Origin of the sequence: Marinobacter antarcticus (assembly GCF_011049865.1) — a bacterium.
GTDB classification, from domain to species: Bacteria; Pseudomonadota; Gammaproteobacteria; order Pseudomonadales; family Oleiphilaceae; genus Marinobacter; species Marinobacter antarcticus_A.
In genome coordinates, this window is sequence record NZ_DRGY01000138.1 from 1 (window position 1) to 20,042 (window position 20,042).

Annotated in this window: 19 protein-coding genes; 3 read left to right on the forward strand and 16 right to left on the reverse strand. The window is 56.2% G+C overall.

The window, feature by feature from the left end; genetic code table 11:
• From ENI00_RS16625 to ENI00_RS16675, 11 genes are all read right to left on the reverse strand, one after another.
• On the reverse strand, positions 1-852 hold an 852-nt coding region (locus ENI00_RS16625), incomplete at its 3' end, for an adenylosuccinate synthase (RefSeq protein WP_304104781.1).
• A gap of 87 nt (positions 853-939) precedes the next feature.
• On the reverse strand, positions 940-2,121 hold the full coding sequence (locus tag ENI00_RS16630; RefSeq protein WP_304104784.1) for an ATP phosphoribosyltransferase regulatory subunit: 1,182 nt from the start codon (positions 2,119-2,121) through the stop codon (positions 940-942).
• A 179-nt stretch (positions 2,122-2,300) separates the two neighbouring features.
• Complete coding sequence (hflC, locus tag ENI00_RS16635) at positions 2,301-3,176, reverse strand: protease modulator HflC (protein ID WP_304104786.1); 876 nt, start codon at positions 3,174-3,176, stop codon at positions 2,301-2,303.
• Between the two features lie 2 nt (positions 3,177-3,178).
• Positions 3,179-4,384, reverse strand: coding sequence for an FtsH protease activity modulator HflK (gene hflK / locus ENI00_RS16640; RefSeq protein ID WP_304104789.1), 1,206 nt, complete (start codon positions 4,382-4,384; stop codon positions 3,179-3,181).
• Between the two features lie 78 nt (positions 4,385-4,462).
• Positions 4,463-5,761, reverse strand: a complete 1,299-nt coding sequence (hflX, locus tag ENI00_RS16645) for a ribosome rescue GTPase HflX (RefSeq protein WP_304104792.1) — start codon at positions 5,759-5,761, stop codon at positions 4,463-4,465.
• Between the two features lie 119 nt (positions 5,762-5,880).
• Entirely contained in the window at positions 5,881-6,132 is a 252-nt protein-coding gene (hfq, locus tag ENI00_RS16650) for an RNA chaperone Hfq (RefSeq protein ID WP_304104794.1), read from the reverse strand.
• Positions 6,133-6,169: 37 nt separating this feature from the next.
• Positions 6,170-7,222, reverse strand: a complete 1,053-nt coding sequence (gene miaA / locus ENI00_RS16655; RefSeq protein ID WP_304104797.1) for a tRNA (adenosine(37)-N6)-dimethylallyltransferase MiaA — start codon at positions 7,220-7,222, stop codon at positions 6,170-6,172.
• Positions 7,223-7,224: 2 nt separating this feature from the next.
• Entirely contained in the window at positions 7,225-9,141 is a 1,917-nt protein-coding gene (gene mutL / locus ENI00_RS16660; protein ID WP_304104800.1) for a DNA mismatch repair endonuclease MutL, read from the reverse strand.
• 20 nt (positions 9,142-9,161) lie between these two features.
• Positions 9,162-10,523 carry an N-acetylmuramoyl-L-alanine amidase gene (locus tag ENI00_RS16665; RefSeq protein WP_304104803.1) on the reverse strand — a complete coding sequence of 454 codons (1,362 nt, stop codon included), beginning with the start codon at positions 10,521-10,523 and terminating at the stop codon, positions 9,162-9,164.
• Between the two features lie 31 nt (positions 10,524-10,554).
• Positions 10,555-11,040 (reverse strand): tRNA (adenosine(37)-N6)-threonylcarbamoyltransferase complex ATPase subunit type 1 TsaE, encoded by a 486-nt coding sequence (tsaE, locus tag ENI00_RS16670; RefSeq protein WP_414674281.1) that lies wholly within the window; start codon positions 11,038-11,040, stop codon positions 10,555-10,557.
• Positions 11,041-11,048: 8 nt separating this feature from the next.
• Positions 11,049-12,611 carry an NAD(P)H-hydrate dehydratase gene (locus ENI00_RS16675; protein ID WP_304104808.1) on the reverse strand — a complete coding sequence of 521 codons (1,563 nt, stop codon included), beginning with the start codon at positions 12,609-12,611 and terminating at the stop codon, positions 11,049-11,051.
• A gap of 147 nt (positions 12,612-12,758) precedes the next feature.
• On the opposite strand from ENI00_RS16675, the gene queG reads away from it, so the two are divergent.
• On the forward strand, positions 12,759-13,838 hold the full coding sequence (queG, locus tag ENI00_RS16680) for a tRNA epoxyqueuosine(34) reductase QueG (protein ID WP_304104811.1): 1,080 nt from the start codon (positions 12,759-12,761) through the stop codon (positions 13,836-13,838).
• Here the strand turns inward: queG and orn are convergent.
• Entirely contained in the window at positions 13,833-14,375 is a 543-nt protein-coding gene (orn, locus tag ENI00_RS16685) for an oligoribonuclease (RefSeq protein WP_304104814.1), read from the reverse strand. The genes queG and orn overlap by 6 nt on opposite strands.
• Before the next feature lie 85 nt (positions 14,376-14,460).
• Here orn and rsgA point away from each other — a divergent pair, with 85 nt between their 5' ends.
• The gene (gene rsgA / locus ENI00_RS16690) at positions 14,461-15,516 is read left to right on the forward strand and encodes a small ribosomal subunit biogenesis GTPase RsgA (protein WP_304104817.1); all 1,056 of its coding nucleotides are present in this window, start codon (positions 14,461-14,463) and stop codon (positions 15,514-15,516) included.
• A gap of 19 nt (positions 15,517-15,535) precedes the next feature.
• Here the strand turns inward: rsgA and motB are convergent, their stop codons facing one another.
• Positions 15,536-16,495 (reverse strand): flagellar motor protein MotB, encoded by a 960-nt coding sequence (gene motB, locus ENI00_RS16695; RefSeq protein ID WP_304104821.1) that lies wholly within the window; start codon positions 16,493-16,495, stop codon positions 15,536-15,538.
• A 46-nt stretch (positions 16,496-16,541) separates the two neighbouring features.
• Positions 16,542-17,393: a flagellar motor stator protein MotA gene (gene motA, locus ENI00_RS16700; RefSeq protein ID WP_304104823.1), complete on the reverse strand. Its 852-nt coding sequence runs from the start codon at positions 17,391-17,393 to the stop codon at positions 16,542-16,544.
• Positions 17,394-17,591: 198 nt separating this feature from the next.
• Here motA and asd point away from each other — a divergent pair, with 198 nt between their 5' ends.
• Positions 17,592-18,449: an archaetidylserine decarboxylase gene (asd, locus tag ENI00_RS16705; protein WP_304104826.1), complete on the forward strand. Its 858-nt coding sequence runs from the start codon at positions 17,592-17,594 to the stop codon at positions 18,447-18,449.
• Here asd and epmA read toward each other — a convergent pair.
• Together epmA and efp are read right to left on the reverse strand one after the other, a co-directional pair.
• A complete protein-coding gene (gene epmA, locus ENI00_RS16710; protein ID WP_304104829.1) occupies positions 18,446-19,414 on the reverse strand; it encodes an EF-P lysine aminoacylase EpmA in 969 nt (322 codons plus the stop codon). The genes asd and epmA overlap by 4 nt on opposite strands.
• Before the next feature lie 7 nt (positions 19,415-19,421).
• The gene (efp, locus tag ENI00_RS16715) at positions 19,422-19,997 is read right to left on the reverse strand and encodes an elongation factor P (protein WP_304104832.1); all 576 of its coding nucleotides are present in this window, start codon (positions 19,995-19,997) and stop codon (positions 19,422-19,424) included.
• Positions 19,998-20,042 lie beyond the last annotated feature (45 nt).

Genomic DNA, 20,042 nt, shown 5'->3' on the forward strand with positions numbered 1-20,042 from the left:
GAACAGCTCCGTGGGGAAAGGGCCAGCCCCAACCCGGGTGGTGTAGGCCTTGGTAATGCCCAGCACGTAATCCAGGTACAAGGGGCCAAAACCGGAACCTGTGGCGGTACCACCCGCCGTGGTATTGGACGACGTTACGAACGGATAGGTTCCCAGGTCAATGTCGAGCAAAGATCCTTGGGCGCCTTCGAACATGATGTCCTGTCCGCGCTTGCGGTAGTCGTGTAGCAAATCGGTGACGTCGGCTGCCATGGGCAGAATTTCTTCGCCCATCTGTTTCAGCTCTTCAAGAGCCGCATCGATATCTTCAGCTTCTTCCTTGAAGTACTCCGTCAGAACAAAGTTGTGATACGACATGATTTCACGCAGCTTCATCTCGAAATCCGCCGGGTTATGAAGATCGCCAAGACGAACGCCACGGCGGGAAACCTTGTCTTCATAAGCCGGCCCAATGCCCCGGCCGGTGGTGCCAATTTTGTCATTGCCTTTGGCGCGTTCGCGGGCCTGGTCAATGCGCACGTGGGTGCGCAAGATGATCGGACACGCAAGGCTGATACGCAGCCGGTCACGAACCGCCACACCGGACGCCTCAAGTTCGCGGACTTCTTTCATGAGAGCTTCCGGCGAAACAACAACGCCGTTGCCAATCAGGCACTGAACGTCCTGCCGCAGGATACCGGAGGGAATCAGGTGCAGAGCCGTTTTCTTGCCTTCGATGACCAACGTATGGCCTGCGTTATGGCCGCCCTGAAAACGGACCACCGCTGCGACTTTTTCGGTCAACAGATCGACGATTTTACCCTTGCCTTCATCACCCCATTGGGTGCCCAGCACAACAACGTTTTTACCCATGATTTTCTCTCAATGCGCACACGATGAGGCGTGCGTCTTGCAAATTTGGTAAATGTACCTGTATGAGTTCACGGCAGCTCACGAGCGTCAACCCAGCGTCTGTACCACCCAACGATCACCCTGTTTTACCAGTTCCCGATCACACCCTCGGGTTGCGGGATCAACTCCGTTGTCTTCCGGTAGCGCCCGGACAACGGTCTCCGTTATTCTCAGTTTTGAGATCATCTTTTCCAGCACTGCATCGTTCTGTGCAGGTGCCCAGACAGCGCAGCTGCGATTGAGCGACCGCTTGCCAAGGGCTACGAGTGCCCGTATGTCCAGGCTGAACCCTGTGGCAGGACGTGCCCGTCCGAAATCACTGCCAATGGCGTCGTAACGGCCGCCTTTGGCAACGGCGTCACCGTGGCCCGGCACGTAAGCGGCAAACACCAGACCGGTGTGATAGTTGTAACCGCGCAACTCGCAGAAATCGAAACCGAAACTGACTTCCGGGAAGTCTCTTTCCAGCATCTGTGCGACCCGGCCTAATTGATCGAGCGCCGCACTCAGGCTTTCGGACGCGCCGCTCAGTATTCGACGTGCTTCTGCCAGAGCCTCCGGGCCACCGCTTACACGGGCAAGCTCGCGGAGACGCGCACCCGCTGAACCGGCAGGGCAATCCCCCAGCAACTGGTCCAGCTCAGGTACCGATTTGCGCGCCATGGCGTCAAAGATTGCCGCACTGGTGTCACGATCAAATTGCGCTTCGCCAATCAGACTTTCATAAATGGAAACGTGGGCCAGATCCAGATGAATACTCGGCAGGCCAGCAACGCGAAGGGCCTCCAGCATCAGGCTGATGATTTCCATGTCTGCAGATTCAGACGCGCTACCGAACAGTTCACAGCCCGCCTGAATGGGCGTGCGCCCGGTCAGCATGTGCTTGGGGCGGGTATGAAGCACGTGTCCCGCATAGCACAAGCGTGTGATCCCCTCCTGTCCCAAGGTGTGGGCATCAATGCGCGCAGCTTGGGGCGTCATATCGGCTCGAACACCCATCATGCGCCCGGTCAGCTGATCCGTCAGCTTGAAGGTTTGCAGTTCCAGGTTGTGCCCGGTGCCGGTAAACAGGGATTCGAGGTATTCGATAAGCGGTGGGATAACCAGTTGGTAGCCCCAGCGTTGGCAGGTATCCATTACATCCCGGCGCAGGGATTCTATCTGTCCGGCCAGTGGCGGCAAGATATCCTCCACCCCGTCCGGCAGTAACCAGCGATCAGATACTGTCATGAGATTCCGTTGTCCATCCCGCACACTTCTGCTTGTTACGCAGAAAAATACGCAGGTTCTTTAGGGTGACATTCGGGTAGAAGAACCCGAACCAAAACTCAGCAAATTTTACACTGTTGGCGGACACAAAAAAACCGGAATACCAGGGCATTCCGGTTTTTCAGCAAACGGTGCGCGTTTTAGCTTCCGCCCTTTGAATCCTTCAGGAATTTCATGAATTCGCTGTTGGCGTCAATAACCATCATGTCGTCTTTGCCAGAGAAAGTGTTCCGATATGCCTGAAGACTACGGTAGAAGCTGTAGAAGTCAGCGTTGGAGCCATAGGCGTCTGCGTATATCTGGGCCGCTTCACCATCACCTTCACCCCGAGTTGTTTCCGAGGCAGAGAATGCTTCTGCCAGGGTAACGGTTTTCTGGCGATCCGCATCGGCGCGAATACCCTCAGCCAGCTCCTTGCCGCGGGAACGGAATTCCTGGGCAAGTTTCTCACGCTCAGCCGCCATCCGGCGATAAACGTTTTCACTCACCTGTCCGGGAAATTCTATAGCCTTAAGTCGGATATCCCTGACTTCGATACCAAACTCTTTTACAGAGGTTTCATTTACCCGGTCACGCAGAGTTTGCATAAGCTGGTCACGCTGACCTGAGACCACCTCGTGCATGGTGCGAACACCGAACTCATCCCGCAGTCCGTTATCCACCCGTGACAACAACAGTGACTGGGCACGCAATTCATCCCCGCCGGTGGCGCGATAGAACTGATCCACGTCACGAATTTTCCAGACAATATAGGAATCCACATCCAGCGGTTTCTTTTCAACCGTCAGGTACTGCCGCGAAGGCAAATCCATGGTCAGTACGCGGACATCGAACTGCCGAACCTGATCGATCACCGGCACCTTGAAATGAATGCCCGCCTGGATATCAGTTTCAACCAACTCACCGAACCTGAGCATGACCCCACGATGAGTTTCCGGAATGATAAAAACGCTCGACATTACCAGCAGGACGACGATCAGGGCGCCTGCAAGGCCCACTACACCTTTAGGTCCCATGATTATCTGCTCCTCCGTGCATTAGTGTCTTGTCTGGTCCGCAATTTCTGAACAACCTGATCGGTCAGGTCTTCAATATCCGCCTGGCTTCCACCACTTCCTGAAGACTGATTGCCTCCCCGTGATGATGAACCCTGGGTGAGACGATCCAGAGGCAGATACATCATGTTGCCACTGCTTTCAGTATCCACAAGAATCTTGCTGCTGTTTGAAAGCACAGTTTCCAGAGTCTGCAAGTACATACGCTCGCGAGTGACCACGGGCGCCGTCTGATAGACAGCCAGTAACTCGAGGAAACGGGCTGTTTCACCGCGGGCGCGCTCAACAACCTCTTGCTTGTAAGCGCTTGCTTCTTCGATCATGCGCTGCGCTTGGCCGCGAGCTTCAGGAACCACCTTGTTTCGGTAGGTTTCTGCCTCTTCCTTAACGCGTTGCTCATCTTCACGAGCGCGCTGGACTTCCCGGAACGCATCTTGCACCGCTGCGGGTGGCTGAGTACTTTCAACGTTAACACGGACGATCTCAAGACCGGTTCCGTATTCTTTCAAAAAGCCCTGGAGGCGCTGTTCAACACGAACGGCGAGTTCTGCACGACCTTCTGTCAGCACATCATCGAGAGACGAACTGCCAACCTCGTGGCGCAGTGCGCTGTCTGTGGCGAACGCGAGAGCCTGGTTAGAGTCACGCACGTTCAAGACGTAAGCACGCGCATCACCAACCCGGTACTGAACCTGCAGATCGATCGTTACCAGGTTTTCATCCTGGGTCAGCATCTGCCCGCTCGACTTGGCGGTTCTTACGCTGGTGACTCGCACCATGGTGACGTCGTCAATCAGAGGCACTTTGAATCTCAGGCCGGGGCTTTCAGTTTTGGCATATTCACCAAATCTGAGCACCACAGAGCGCTCTTGCTCGTTGACGGTGTAGAATGATTGAAATATCACGTAACCCAGCACGAGAATGGCTGCCAGTGCGAGAATAGCGCCGAACCCGCCGCCACCCCCGGAACTTTTACCGCCCTCGTTGTTACCAGAGTCTCCGGACTTTTTACCCTTACCGCCCAGCATCTTACTAAGCTTGTCCAGGCCTTTTTTCAGCGCCTCGTCAAGGTCTGGTGGTCCCTGATCATTGCCGCGACGACCGCCACCCGTTCCCCAGGGATCGTTGTCTTTGTCGTTGCGGTTTCCACCCGGTTCATTCCAGGCCATAGTGCTCTCCGTTACTAACGTGTCGATGGCTGCAGATACTAGGGACTTATCATCGCCCCGGCAATAGCCACTAAGGTTTCAGGCACGCCCAACGTCCAGACGTACCGATTCTTCACTGATGCCCGCACGGCTCAGAAGCTGCAGCCAGTCCCGATGTTGTAATCGGGTTTCGAGCACCATGTCTCCGGATTCCCGGTGTTCTTCGCTGAGTACTGATCCCGCCTCGTGCATGAGCGCCCGAAGCTTGCCATCAGCAGGCCCGAGCAAAACGAAGTAGTGTACAACATCTTCAGCCAAACGCTCGACGATCGCATCGTACAAGCCGTCCAGACCTTCACCGGAAACCGCAGACACCCAGGCCCGCACAGGCACACCCTCTTCATTGCGCTCTATCCGGGGAGTGAAATTGTCCAGCAAATCGATTTTATTGAATACCTGAAGCACAGGTATTTCGTCGGCGCCGATTTCCGCCAGCACCTCTTCAACTTGTTCTATATTTTCATCACGGCGGCTATCGTGACTGTCCACGATGTGAAGCAGAATGGTCGCTTCCGTTGTTTCTTCCAGGGTAGCCCGAAATGCCTCAACCAGTTTATGGGGCAGATGCCGGATAAAGCCCACGGTATCCGCCATTACGACCGGCCCTATGTCCGGAAGTTCCAGGCGTCGGATGGTTGGGTCCAATGTTGCGAACAACTTGTCGGCCGCGTATACGGAAGACGTGGTAATCCGGTTGAACAAGGTAGATTTGCCAGCGTTGGTATAACCAACCAGAGATACCGTCGGAATGTCTGCACGCTTGCGCGCGCGACGACCCTGATTACGCTGCCTGCGAACCTTCTCAAGACGCTTGTGGATCGACTTGATGCGCTCACGCAGCAATCTGCGGTCGGTTTCCAGTTGGGTTTCACCGGGGCCACGCAGGCCGATGCCGCCTTTCTGACGCTCAAGGTGTGTCCAGCCGCGTACAAGGCGCGTTGACATGAAATCAAGCTGAGCCAGCTCTACCTGTAGCTTGCCTTCGTGGGTGCGAGCTCGCTGCGCAAAAATATCCAGAATAACGCCGGTTCGATCCAGAACACGGCATTTTAACTCACGCTCAATGTTTCGTTCCTGGCTGGGGCTAAGCGCGTGGTTGAACAGAATGACATCGGCTTCGTGTGCGGTCATCGCATCACGAATTTCCTCCAGCTTGCCTTCGCCCACGAACAATCTCGGGCTGGGCTGCTTGCGGGATCCGGTTACAACTCCAACCGCCTCAACACCGGCAGACGCAACAAGTTCCCGAAATTCCTCGGGATCTTCAGAGCCTTCATGAGACGTAAAATCGATATGGACGAGGATCGCTCGTTCACCTACATCCGGGCGCTCAAACAATGGGCATCAACTCCGAAACAGTCTGGCTGTTAACCTCAGAAAAACAAACACCCGCGGCCGTCAAAACCCAAAGGCTCGTCGGGAACGCGGGTGGCAAAAACCGGTAACCCCGGGTCAATTCAGTCTTCAGATTCATCCTCTTCTGCCGGATTTTGCTGCGGAATGCGAACATTCCTGGCAGGCACAACCGTGGAAATTGCGTGCTTGTAGACCATTTGGCTGACGGTGTTTTTCAACAAAATAACGAATTGGTCAAAAGACTCTACCTGGCCCTGCAATTTGATGCCGTTAACCAAAAAGATGGAAACCGGAATGCGTTCCTTGCGTAAGGCATTGAGGTAAGGGTCTTGTAACGAGTGCCCTTTTGACATGTTTATTCTCCTGTTTTTTAGTAAATGCAAATCGTCATTATTCGAAACTAAATGTGGCGTGAAGTCTGACTTTTTTCAAGGCTGCCTCAACGATAAACGGGCCTTCGCTGTCGAACCAGTTCAAATCAGACCACTTGCGAAGCCACGTTAACTGCCGCTTGGCAAGCTGTCGGGTGGCCGCGACGCCGTTGCTTACAAATACGTCATAATCGTCGGAATTGACCAGATAACTCCAAGCCTGACGATAACCAACGCAACGCATCGAAGGGAGGTCCGGGTCAAGATCGCCCCGGCCCATCAGTGCGCGAACTTCTTCCAGAAATCCCGCTTCCAACATACTTGCGAAACGCTGGTGTATTCGGTCGTGAAGCACTTGCCTCTGCGGAGGTGCAAGCGCGAGTTGCGTTATAGTATACGGAAGCGACGAAGTTCCGTCTGCCTGCCATTGCGTAAAATAAGTGTAATCCTCAACATTCTGACAACCGGCCTCTTGCTGCGGCGACTGGGGGGCGTCTGACTTCCAGAACGCCGAGATCGGCCGCCCCGTCAGGCGAACGACTTCCAGGGCTCTCAACAGGCGCTGGTGATTGTTCGGGTGGATTATCTTTGCCGCAATCGGATCAACGGCCCGCAACTCTTCGTAAAGTGCCGGCCAGCCCAGCCGTCGCGCCTCCGCCTCCAAAGCTCTGCGCAGCTCCGGACTTGCCGCTGGCAACCCGGACATGCCATGCAACAACGCCTTGAAATACATCATGGTGCCGCCCACCAGCAACGGTATGCGCCCTGCGCGCGAGATTTTCGTCATTTCTGCGAGCGCATCCCTGCGAAAATCGGCAGCGGAATAGGTTTCGGCCGGATCACAGATATCAATCAGTCGGTGCGGAGCCCGCGCAAGCTCGTCATTGGTGGGCTTGGCCGTACCGATGTTCATCCCGCGGTAAATCATCGCCGAATCAACACTGATGATGTCGCAAGGCAGGCGTTCGCAAAGCGCCATGGCCAGATCGGTCTTGCCCGAGGCTGTTGGCCCCATGAGAAAAATCGCAGGCGGCCGGTCGGGGGCGCCACCGGCATCAGAGATTGGCAACATTGCTAGCGACCCCGCAGAAACAGCTTATCCAGCTCGGCGAGCGTCACCAGCGTCCAGGTCGGCCGGCCGTGGTTGCACTGCCCACTGCGCTCTGTTGCTTCCATATCCCGCAGCAGTGAATTCATCTCCGGTATGGTCAACTGGCGATTTGCCCGCACCGAACCGTGACAAGCCATGGTGCCAAGAAGCTCATGGGTTACGGCTTCTACCCGGTCGCTTTGGCCGTGCTCAATCAAATCCGATAACACGTCCCGAACGAGCTGCTCGGTATCGGCGCCTCGCAGCAACGCAGGCACCTGACGAATGGCAAGCGTTTCAGGCCCGATTCGCTCAATCTGCAGCCCGAGCTGTTGCAGCTCGTCTGCGTGGGTTTCAGCCAACGCAGCTTCCTTCTGGCTGACCGCGAGAGACAGCGGCACCAGCAACGGCTGGCTTTTGAGATCCTGCTCTGCCAGTGCGCGCTTCATACGCTCGTAGGTGATGCGTTCGTGGGCCGCATGCATATCGACCACGACCATCCCGGCACTGCCTTGGGCCAAAATGTAAATGCCGTGCAACTGGGCAATGGCATATCCCAGAGGCGGCTCCTCATGCCCGTTCGCGTTGGCCTGATGATCCAGAGCGGCGGGAGACGCAGGCGCCAAACCGTCCAGCGCTGCATGCTCTTGTCGCGCGCTGACACCGCCGCCGCCAAGGGACTGATAAAAGGCCATCTGATCACTGGCCCGCCATTCCTGCTGAGGCGCGGCCTGCCCGACAAAACCGGAACCCGGGGCACGATTGTCAGCCACAGGCGTTGCCGGTTGCCGACCCCATGGCTGGTGCTGGGCCACTGAGCCGGCTGCCGGGTATTCTTTGTGACCTTCGGCTTCGCGCCCAAAAGACTGAGCCACCGCACCGCGAAAGTGGTCGTCTGGCCGCACATCAGCCAAAGCCTTGTGCAGCGTACGAAAGATAAAATCGTGCACCAGACGACCGTCACGGAAGCGCACTTCGTGCTTGGTCGGGTGCACGTTCACATCCACGGTGGCCGGATCCACTTCAAGGTAAAGAACAAACGCAGGATGGCGATTGTTGTACAACACATCGCGGTATGCCTGACGCACGGCATGGGCAACCAACCGGTCGCGGATCACCCGGCCATTAACGAAGAAATACTGAAGATCGGCCTGGCTGCGAGAAAATGTGGGCAAGGCCACCCAACCCCAAAGGCGCAAACCCGTGGCTTCTGCGTCAATGACGACGGCGTTGTCGATAAATTTCTGCCCACAGAGGGCGCCAATGCGGCGCTCTCTGTCGAGCGTGGACCCTGCTGGTTGAAGGTTCTGTACAACCCGCTGGTTGTGACGGAGGGTAAAACCCGCATCGAAGCGACTGAGCGCCTGGCGTCGAATACACTCTTCTACGTGATTAAATTCGGTTTTTTCAGCCCGAAGAAATTTGCGCCGAGCCGGGGTATTGAAAAAAAGATCCCGAACTTCAACGGTGGTGCCCACAGGATGCGCGGCCGGTGAAATTGTGGCGTCCATGTCACGCCCTTCAACTTCCACCCGGGAGGCCGCCTCCTGGCCTTCTGTGCGAGAGGTCAGCGCAAGGCGCGACACCGAACTGATACTGGCCAACGCTTCACCCCTGAAACCCAGGGACACTACGGATTCCAGATCATCAAGACTGACAATTTTACTGGTTGCATGGCGGCTGAGCGCCAGCGGCAGGTCACTTTCAGCAATACCACTGCCGTCGTCACGAACCCGGATCAGCTTTACGCCGCCTTGTTCGACCTCAACATCGACGCGGTCAGCACCTGCGTCGAGTGCATTTTCAACCAGTTCTTTTACGACGGATGCAGGGCGCTCAACGACCTCGCCCGCGGCAATCTGGTTTGCCAGCCGCGGCGAGAGCAATCGTATGGAGGGCATGTTTCAGGGCCACCTCTTGTTCAGGATGAGGGAATACGAATGGTTTGCCCTACCATAACACGGTCGTCCCTCAGGTCGTTATACTGCATCAATTCGCTGACCGTGGTCTGATTGTCCCGAGCCACTGCTGAGAGCGTATCGCCACTTTGAACTTCGTATTGACTGATTCGACCAGAGCCTGGACCGTTATGTTTTTGCCACGCCAGCAAAGTACCCGGCGGGGGCGTTTTCCGGAAATATGCATCAATACCGTTCATTATGGCGCCGGCCAATCTGCGGCGGTACCAGTCTGTCGCCAGATTTTTCTCTTCATGCGGATTTGAGATAAATCCGGCCTCTACCAAGATGGACGGAATATCGGGCGACTTGAGCACCGCAAAGGCTGCTTGTTCCACGCCTGGCTTGTGCAGACGAGCAACTCCACCAAGCTTACCCAGCACAGAGCTACCCACGCCCAGGCTGGCGTTTATGCTCGCGGTCATGGATAAATCGAGCAGCACACCCGCCAGCATATCGTCGCGGCCGTCAAGAGATACGCCGCCAGCACCGCCGATCAGGTCTGAGCGATTTTCACTCTGCGCCAGCCAGCGCGCCGTTTCACTGGTAGCACCACGCTGGGACAACGCGAATACCGAGGCGCCTTTAGGCTGGGGGGTGCGAAAGGCATCTGCGTGCACCGACACAAACAAATCGGCGCCGTACTTGCGGGCCAGAATAGTGCGGCTTCTCAACCCGATATAATAGTCTCCGGTTCGGGTGAGCTTGGCGGTATAACCCGGCTGCTTGTCGATCATATCCTTGATAATATGCGCCATTTTCAAGACAACGTCTTTTTCGTGGGTACCCCGTGGGCCGATAGCACCGGGATCTTCACCTCCGTGGCCTGCATCAACAACCACGATAACATCGCGTTTGCCGGCGGAATTTTGAGTGACCGTTGGTTTGGTCGCTTTTTCCAGGCGACTGCCACTTTCATCAATCAGATCAACCACGAGCCGGTAGCCATATTGCTGATTGGGCTCCAACTGAAAACTCCGGGGCTTGACGTCGCTGGCAAGATCAAGAACCACTCTGAGATCTGTTCCATTGCGCGGCGCGCTGCGGATACGCCGGACAGGGCTGCCGGACAGATCGAGTTTATCGAAGTCCGCTTTGAGTCGAGTGTTCTTCAGATCAATCACCAACCGCGACGGATTGCTCAGTGCGAATATGTTGTGATCGACCTTGCCTTTCGTGTCCAGCACCAGGCGAGTATGGTCCGGCGCGGGCCAGATGCGGATACCTTCCACCTGCGTGCCTGCCTGAACCTGCACGGTTGCGACCAGCAGCCACAAGGACGTCAACGTCATCATTGTTTTCATTGTGAGCTTGAATTTATTCATACAGCCTGCCTGTTTATCCGGTTCTGGCCCATTAATAGCGCGGCCCGGTTAACTCCAGTTCGTTCAAAAGTGATGCACCCAACTCTGAGCGCGCCCGGACAACCGCGGAGCGGCCTTCGCCCTGATATTCAAGTTGGATTTCGAGATCCGGCTTTGGTAGCAACCCTGTGCCTCGCTCCGGCCATTCGATAAGGCAAACGCTCTGACCGTTGAAGTAATCCCGTATGCCCATGTATTCCAGCTCTTCAGGATCGCCCAACCGGTACAAATCAAAATGATAGGTCGGTGGTGTCAACTCCTCATAGGGCTCGACCAGCGTGTAGGTCGGGCTCTTCACAGCGCCTGTGTGCCCGAGACCCCTTATAAATCCCCGGCTGAGCGTGGTCTTACCCATTCCGAGATCGCCCTCGAGAAACACGGTCAGGCCCTGGCCGGATTTTTTTGCCAGCCGGGCTAACGCGCGGCCCAGTTTCTGCGTGTCGGCCTCACCTTCCAGAAACAGCCGATGCTCGCTCACAGAAATACTCACTTGTCTTCCTCACGGCAGTGACTGGCTGGCTCAGCCTCACGGAAAACCAGGGGGAGCGCGTCGATAACATCGGTCGGTATCAACCCGGCATAGCCTTTGGTTGCCGATGCCTTGGCGGCCGCTTCAAGATGAATAACGGCCCCCAACACAGCAGCGCGGGCAGGTGCACCGGGCATCTGAGCGTAAAGCGACCCGACAACTCCCGATAACACGTCTCCCATGCCTCCGGTCGCCATGCCCGGATTACTGCCACCGGCAATATCCACCGGCTCCGAACCAGATGCGATAACCGTGCCGGCACCTTTAAGCAACACCACGCCGCCATAAACCGACTGCAGCTTTTTGGCCGCAGCCAAACGATCCGCCTCTATCTCCGGGATCGCGCAGTTCAGTAATCTGGCGGCTTCACCCGGATGCGGTGTCAGAATCTGCTGACTGACCGGTTTAACCGCTTGGGATGACAGCAAATTAAGCGCGTCTGCGTCCAGAACGCGGGGTTTTCCGCTGTCTAAAACCTGTTGCAGCATTTGCTGGCCCCAGGCGCTTTGCCCCATACCCGGCCCGCAAACGACAACCGTCGCAGCCTGCAGCAACGCCGGCAGCTCTGAACCATGAATTACACCGTGAACCATAACCGACGGACACCGCGCCAACGCTGCCGTAACGTGCTCAGGGCGCGTCGCCAGCGAAACCAGCCCGGCACCCGAGCGTGCAGCCGCTTCCGCAGCCAACAAGCCTGCGCCACCAAAGCCCCGGTCTCCCGCGACCACCAGAACATGGCCAAACCGGCCCTTGTGGGCATTGGCGAGGCGAACGGGCAACCAATCGCGAACCGAAGGCCAACGCCGAAGCATCGCGACCGGGCTTTCGCCACTTTCATCGACGCCAGTGCCCGTTTTCAGCGCTTCAAAAACCACATCACCACACACAGCCACGCCCTGCCCGGTATACAGCCCGGCTTTACGGCCAATAAACGTAACCGTCATGGTGGCCAGCACTACTTCGCCCCCGGCCGCCCCCGACGTGGCATTCAGCCCGGATGGCACATCCACCGCCAGCACGGGAAGCCCGGCGCGGTTGCAGCGCACAATTATCCCGGAAAATGGTTCCCTGGGGGCACCGGAAATGCCGGTGCCCAGCATGGCGTCGACAATCAGTTTTGCTGTTTCAAACAAAGCATTCAGCGCGGGCTCGCTGATATCTCCCAGATCCTGCACCTCTACGCCATCCGCAATCGCCTTTTGCCAGGCTTTGCGGGCATCGCCACTCAACTTACCGGTGGGAGCAACCGCAAGACACTGCACAGACAGCCCGTGCCTGATGGCATTGGCCGCGATCAGATAACCATCACCGCCGTTATTGCCAGCGCCGCAAAGCACCAACACGGGCTCTACGCCGGGCCAGCGAACAACCAATTGGCGAAATGCTGCGCGGGCAGCAGACTGCATCAGTTCAAAGCCGTCGACGCCCTGCTGTTCGATCACATATTGATCGATACGACGCACAGAATCGGCACAAAACAGCGCATCTGATAAACTATTCCCAGCGTGCTGTGGCATGAACCTTTGCCCCCGTTACAGAAACCGGTTTAAGAAAATTGGCCAGCTATCTGTAAAGCATAGCAAAACAGCGGAAAAGGTCATAACTTAATCAAATTAAATATCATTATCTCTTGCGCCACCGACGCAGTTATCCCAACGGAGTTTATGAATACGACAGAAGATAACGCCCCTCGATCACCGGAACTGGCTGATTTGCCAGCGCTTATTCGACAGTGGGGCAAAGAGCTCGGGTTTTCGGAGACGGGCATCACAACGGCGGATACCGGTGAACATGCCCGGCACCTTCAGGATTGGCTGGACAGCGGCTATCAAGGCGAAATGGAGTACATGGGCCACCACGGCGACAAGCGGTATACGCCGAGCTCCCTGGTACCCGGTACAACCCGGGTGATCTCCGTGCGCATGGATTATCTGCCGTCGCCCGACAGCCCGAAAGAAGCGCTTACTAACCGGGAAAACGCGTATGTCACTCGCTATGCTCTTGGCCGTGACTACCACAAGCTGATTCGCAAGCGATTGGCAACCCTGGCAAAACGAATTGACGATGCCCTGATCGGTTATGATTACCGCGCCTTTGTAGACAGCGCTCCCGTGCTGGAGAGGGCACTGGCCCAGCGGGCCGGTCTGGGCTGGATTGGCAAGAACAATATGCTGATACACCCGAAAGCCGGATCGTTCTTTTTTCTGGGTGAGATATTTACCAGTGCGCCCCTGCCGATAGACGCACCTTTTGACACCGACCATTGCGGTAGTTGCTCTGCTTGCCTCGACCTGTGCCCGACGGATGCGTTTGTGGGGTCGCACAAGCTGGACGCCCGACGCTGCATCAGCTACCTCACTATTGAGCTGAAAGGCAGTATTCCAGAGGAATTGCGCCCGCTGATGGGCAATCGGGTGTTTGGCTGCGATGACTGCCAACTGGTCTGCCCCTGGCAAAAATTCAGCAAACCCACCCTCGAAGACGACTTCCAACCCAGACACAGCCTGGACAACAGCTCTTTGGCGGAGCTGTTTTTGTGGACGGAAGCGCAATTTTTGAAGCGCACGGAAGGCTCGGCGATTCGCCGCACCGGATATGAGGGCTGGTTACGTAATATGGCCGTGGGGCTGGGCAATGCGCCTTCGACCATTCCGGTGATAGAAGCGCTGAAACAGCGCGCTGACCATCCTTCTGACATGGTCCGCGAGCATGTTCAATGGGCCCTGGCGCAGCATGGCTTATAGCTTGAAGAAGTGCTCGCGGTAGTGGCGCAACTCGTTGATTGAGTCACGAATGTCGTCCAGGGCCAGGTGGCTGCCCTTTTTCTTTACGCCGTCCAACACGTCCGGACGCCAGCGGCGGGCCAGTTCCTTTATGGTGGAGACGTCAAGGTTGCGGTAGTGGAAGAAATCTTCCAGTTCGGGCATGTACTTCACGAGGAACCGTCGATCCTGGCCGATACTGTTGCCGCACAGGGGGGACTTCCCCGGTTCCAGGTGCTCTTTCAGGAAGGCAAGAGTTTGCTGTTCGGCCTCGGCTGCCGATACCTTGCTTTCCCGGACGCGCTTGGTTAACCCGCTTTCGCCGTGGGTTCGGGTGCACCATTCGTCCATGGCATTCAAGAGGCTGTCGGGCTGGTGTAACGCGATGACCGGGCCTTCGGCCACGAGATTCAGTTCTGAATCTGTGATGAGGGTGGCCATCTCGATGATGCGTTCTTTTTCCGGATCCAGGCCGGTCATTTCCAGATCAATCCAAACCAGGTAGTTGCCTGCCGACATTTTATTTCCCTCAAGCCGAATATGGTTTATTCCCGTATGATGGCACAGCAACGACACCACTTTCATCCGTGTTATCTGAGACCTTATGGCAAAACGGCAACTGAACAAGCAGCAGCAATTCCGGATCAAGAAGGTTCAGGAGGAGCGCGCAGCCCGCGCAGCGCGCAAAGAGAAGTCGGTTCAGGCGCAGGCCGATGCCGGTGAACTGGGGCCAGAGCAGGAAGGGCTGATTATTGCTCATTATGGGCAACAACTGGATGTCGAGGCGCTGGAAGGTGAGCACAAAGGTGACGTTGTGCGCTGCTTTGTTCGGGCGAATATCGACAGCCTGGTAACGGGCGACCGGGTTGTGTGGCGGCCAGGCAAGAACGAAACCGGCGTGATCGTTGCCCGCTGTGAGCGCGATAATCTGCTGCAGCGGCCGGATAACTTTGGCGCCGTAAAGCCTGTGGCGGCGAATATTGATCACATTATTCTGGTGATCGCGCCGGAGCCTGAACCCCATGACAACCTGATAGACCGGTATCTGGTGGCATCAGAGATCACGGATATTCCCGCGGTTATTTTGCTGAACAAGACAGACCTGATCACGGATCGAAACCGCGCGCACATAGACGCGCTGCTCGAGCGCTACGCAGTGCTTGGCTATGAAGTAGTGCGCACCTCAGCGGTGCAGTTTGACGGCGGACCTTCGCCGGAGGTTGAAGCGCTGGTGAGGGATAAAACGAGTGCGTTTGTAGGGCAATCGGGGGTTGGCAAGTCGTCGATTATCCAGACGCTGATGCCGAATGAGGCGATTCGCGTAGGTGCGGTCTCTGAAAGCACGGGCAAGGGCATTCACACCACAACGACTGCGAAGCTGTTTCACTTGCCGATGGGCGGCGATCTGATTGATTCGCCGGGAATTCGGGAGTTCGGCCTCTGGCACATGAAGCCACAGGAAATCGAGTATGGTTTTCGTGAAATTCGCGAGGTGATCGGCTACTGCAAGTTCCGCAACTGCCGGCATATGGGAGACCCCGGCTGTGCGATTGATGCGGCTGCAGACTCCGGCAAACTCAGCCCGGAACGGTTGCGAAGCTTTCATCGCATTCTGCAAGATATGGCAGAGCAGCAAACTCGGGGGCTGAAAGCCAACTGATCCAACACCGGCCGGCGAGCTACCAGTTCAGTTCGCCGGATGCAGGCTCTGCTTTTTTCTTCTGCCAGTCTCCGCCTTCAAGGTTATCCAGAGCTTTTTTCTGCGTCTCTTCAGAAGGTACCGTGAGGTCGATCAGAGGGGCGCCTTGGGCACTGGCGCTGCTGTGGATACCGTTCACGGTTTTCTTGTTGAGCACGATAATAGAAATTCGTCTGTTTACAGGCGCCGTTGGCTCATCCTGCTCGAACAGTACGGAATCACTCAGCCCCACCACCCTCGCGATCTGCTCGGCACGTACCCCGCCGGCGACCAGCGCTCGACGCGCTGTGTTCGCACGATCCGCAGAGAGTTCCCAGTTGGTATAGCCCGGGCGGCCACCAAACGGTGTAGAGTCCGTATGCCCGGTGATGCTGAGCTTGTTGTCCACTGACCCAAGGGTTTTTGCCAGCTCGAACAGAATTTCCTGAGAATAGTATTTCAGCTCGGCCTTGCCGCTATCAAACATGGGGCGACCGGAGCGATCAACTATCTGGATCCGCAGGCCCTCGTCTGTAATGTCTATCAGGAGCTGGTCTTTGAACTCCTGCAGCGTTTCGTTCTCTTCAATCCTCTGCTGCAATTCCTGAAAAAGTTCTTCCATGCGGCGCTGCTCAAGCGTGTCTGCAAGCGTATCCACCGCATCGTCGCCGATCACTAACGGGTTGGGGGCGATATTCGCGCTGGCTTCGTTGACAACCGATGCGCTGCCTTCAAGATCCACCGGGCTTGGGGACCCGCCTTCTGTGAACCCAACCGGATCACGAAAATAGCCTTCCACCGCTTTTATCTGCTCCGGCGATGCGGTTGCAGTGAGCCAGAGCACGAGAAAAAACGCCATCATCGCCATTGCGAAGTCGGCAAAAGCCACCTTCCAGGAACCGCCGTGATGGCCCCCGGCAACGACTTTTTTACGCTTGATGATTATCGGCTGCTGTTCCAAAAGTTCGCTCCTGGGTCAGGGATCCGGGGACAGAGAGCAGGCTGCGTTATTTCGCACGCACATGATCGTTCAGCTCCTGAAAACCAGGGCGCTTATCCGTTGGCAGCGCCTTGCGGCCAAATTCGATGGCCATCTGGGGGGCCTGCCCTGAAACCGTGGCAACAATAGCGGATTTAACGCACTGATAAGCTTTGAGTTCGTATTTTGCAGCATGCTCCATGGCGATAGACGTTGGCCCCACAAAACCGTACCCCATCCAGATACCCAGGAATGTTCCCACGAGCGCCGCAGCTACACTCAGACCAATGCGCTCAGGCCCCTCACTCAGGAAATTCATGGTGACCACAATACCCAGCACCGCCGCGACTATGCCCAGGCCCGGCAACGCGTCTGCAATTTTGTTCACCGCGTGGGCAGGTTCAAGAAGCTCATGTTCACGACTGTCAATTTCATTTTCCATCATGCCATCCAGCTCGTGGGTGGCCATATTGCCCGCGCTGATAATTCTCAGGTAATCCGTAATGAATGCGAGCAATTCCTTTGATTTCATGATGGCCGGGTAGCGACTGAAAATCTGGCTGGATTCCGGATTATCGATATCTTCCTCAATGGACATGACGCCCTGCTTGCGGGATTTATCGAAAATCTCGTAGAGCATGCTCAGCAAGTCCATGTAATAGGATTTGTTAAACGGCGAGCCCGTGAGCAAACGCAAAACGCCGGAGAATACTTTTTTGACGGTATGGAGTGGATTGGCAATTATAAAAGAGCCAAGGGCAGCGCCGAAGATAATAAGCAGCTCCGTCGGTTGCCACAACACCATAAGGTTGCCGCCGTGGAGGGTGTACCCACCCAGAACGCTGGCAACGACAATAATTGCGCCAATAATAAGTAGCATGGGTAGAATGTGAGCCTTTATATTGAGGTTGCCGACCAGTGCCGGAAGCGATCACGCGTTTTCTGCGACTGATAATAGCAAGCCCCTGCACCATCCGCGAAGCTATGAAACAATTTCTATACATACGGACGGTGGCGCGACACTCTTGCAATACTATTTGGTAAGCTTCACACCTTTGAGCGTAGAGGAATTCTTGTAATGTTCGACAAGCTGTTCATCCTGAGCCAGTACGTGACGCCGCAGCTGGCAATTTCGCGCCTGGCTGGTCGTCTGGCAGATAATGACCACGCCCCTGCACTCAAAAATCGCGTTGTTAACTGGTTCATCAAGCGCTACGGCGTGGATATGAGCGAGGCCGCCGAGCCGGATCCAGCGGCTTATTCCAGCTTTAACGCGTTTTTTACCCGGGCGTTAAAACCTGGCATCCGCCCCATTGCGGAGGGTGAAAAGACATTCGTATGCCCGGTAGACGGTGTCATCAGCCAGCTTGGCCAAGCCTCCGGTGATCGTGTGTTTCAGGCCAAAGGCCAGTCGTTCAGTCTGATTGAACTGCTGGGTGGCGACACTCGGTTGGCTGACGCATTCTCGGAGGGAGAGTTTTCCACAGTTTATCTCTCCCCCAAAGATTATCACCGTATTCACATGCCGCTGGCGGGCAGGCTTCGGGAGATGATTTATGTTCCAGGCAAGCTGTTTTCGGTGAACCCGATGACGGCAGAGAATGTGCCTAACCTGTTTGCCCGAAATGAACGGGTTGTCTGTATTTTTGATACCAAAGCGGGGCCCATGGCGCTGGTTCTTGTGGGCGCGATGATTGTGGGCAGCGTTGAGACGCCCTGGGCCGGGGTTGTGGCGCCCAATGGCGACGGCGTGCGAGCGGTTACCTACGAGGGTGGGAGTGCGGTTGCGTTTGCCAAAGGTGAGGAAATGGGGCGTTTCCGTTTGGGCTCTACGGTGGTGATGGTGATGCCCAAGGGGAGCGTGAGCTGGAATGCTGAGCAGGTTGCGGGGAAGTTGGTTCGGATGGGTGAGGCATTTGGTCGGGTTGGGGTTTAAGCTCGTTCTAGTGGGAATGCCAGAACATCTGCAATATCACGGGTGCCGATCTTAAGCATTAACAACCGATCGAGGCCCAGGGCCACGCCGGCGCAGTCCGGGAGGCCATATTCCAAAGCTGCCAGGAAGGCTTCATCTGCGTTCATTTCGGGTTTTCCAGCGGCTTTGCGCATAAGGTTGTCGGCTTCGAAGCGGGCGCGCTGTTCTTCTACATCAGTCAGTTCCCAGTAACCGTTGCACAGCTCGAGGCCGTTGATGTGGAGCTCGAATCTGTGGGCCACGTCGAAGCCGCCAACTTGGGAAATTCTGGCCAGGGAGGCCTGGGAGGCCGGGTATTGGTTGATGAATACCGGGGTTTCAGTGCCCAGGTTGGGCTCAACGGCGAAGCTCATCAACAAATCCAGGCAACCGTCGCGGCTGAGATCCTCTAACTGCTCAGGCTCCAGCCACTGACGGCAGCGTTGGCGCAGGTCTTTTTCGGTGATGTCGAACGGGTCTATGCCTGCCCATGCGATCATTGCCTGGCGGTAGCTTGTAGTCTGCGGCCGGGGGCAGTTGAGCCAGCCGCAGACCAGATCGGACACTTCTGACATCAGGGCGGCATCGTCGAAGCCGGGGCGATACCATTCGAGCATGGAGAACTCGGGGTTGTGGCGGCGGCCACGTTCGCCGTTGCGGAACACTTTTGAGATCTGATAGATGGCGCCTGCGCCTGCGGCCAGCATGCGCTTCATGTGGTATTCGGGAGACGTTTGCAGCCAACCACCTTCAACTCCCCGGGCGCTGATCTGTGCGGATACGCCGTCAAGATTGGGCTCAGTTACACCGCAGCGGCCAAGTACCGGGGTTTCAACTTCCAGTACGTTGCGCCGGGCAAAAAAATCGCGCACAAAAGATGCCTGTTGTGCGCGGCTTTTCAAGGCTGCCCAGGTGGCGGTGGGCTGCCAGTCAGGCTGGCTTTTCATATGGCAATCAGCTGCTTTTTACCCGGTTCATGTACTCACCGGAGCGGGTATCAACTTTGAGCACTTCGCCGATGGTGATGAACAATGGAACGCTGACAACGGCGCCGGTAGACAAGGTTGCTGGTTTGGAACCGCCCTGGGCGGTGTCGCCTTTCATGCCGGGGTCGGTTTCAACCACTTCAAGCTCAACGAAGTTTGGCGGGGTGATGGACAGGGGCGCGCCGTTATAAAGCGTTACGGTGTAGACGTCCTGCTCTTTCAGCCACTTGAGCGTGTCCCCAACGGCTTTCGCATCGGCAGGGTACTGCTCGAAGGAACCGTCGGTCAGCATGAAGTGCCAGAATTCCCCGTCTGTGTAGAGGTATTCCATATCCTGATCCATCACGTCTGCAGCTTCGAGGCTCTCGCCAGACTTGAAGGTGCGATCCCACACCCGGTTACTCATCAGGTTACGCAACCTGACCCGGCTGAACGCCTGGCCTTTGCCTGGTTTTACGAGTTCGTTCTCAAGAATGATACAGGGGTCGCCATCGAGTAATACTTTAAGACCGCCGCGAAATTCGTTGGTAGAATATGAAGCCATGAAATGTCCACCTGCCAAAATGCTGTTTAAAATTCGAAGGCCGTT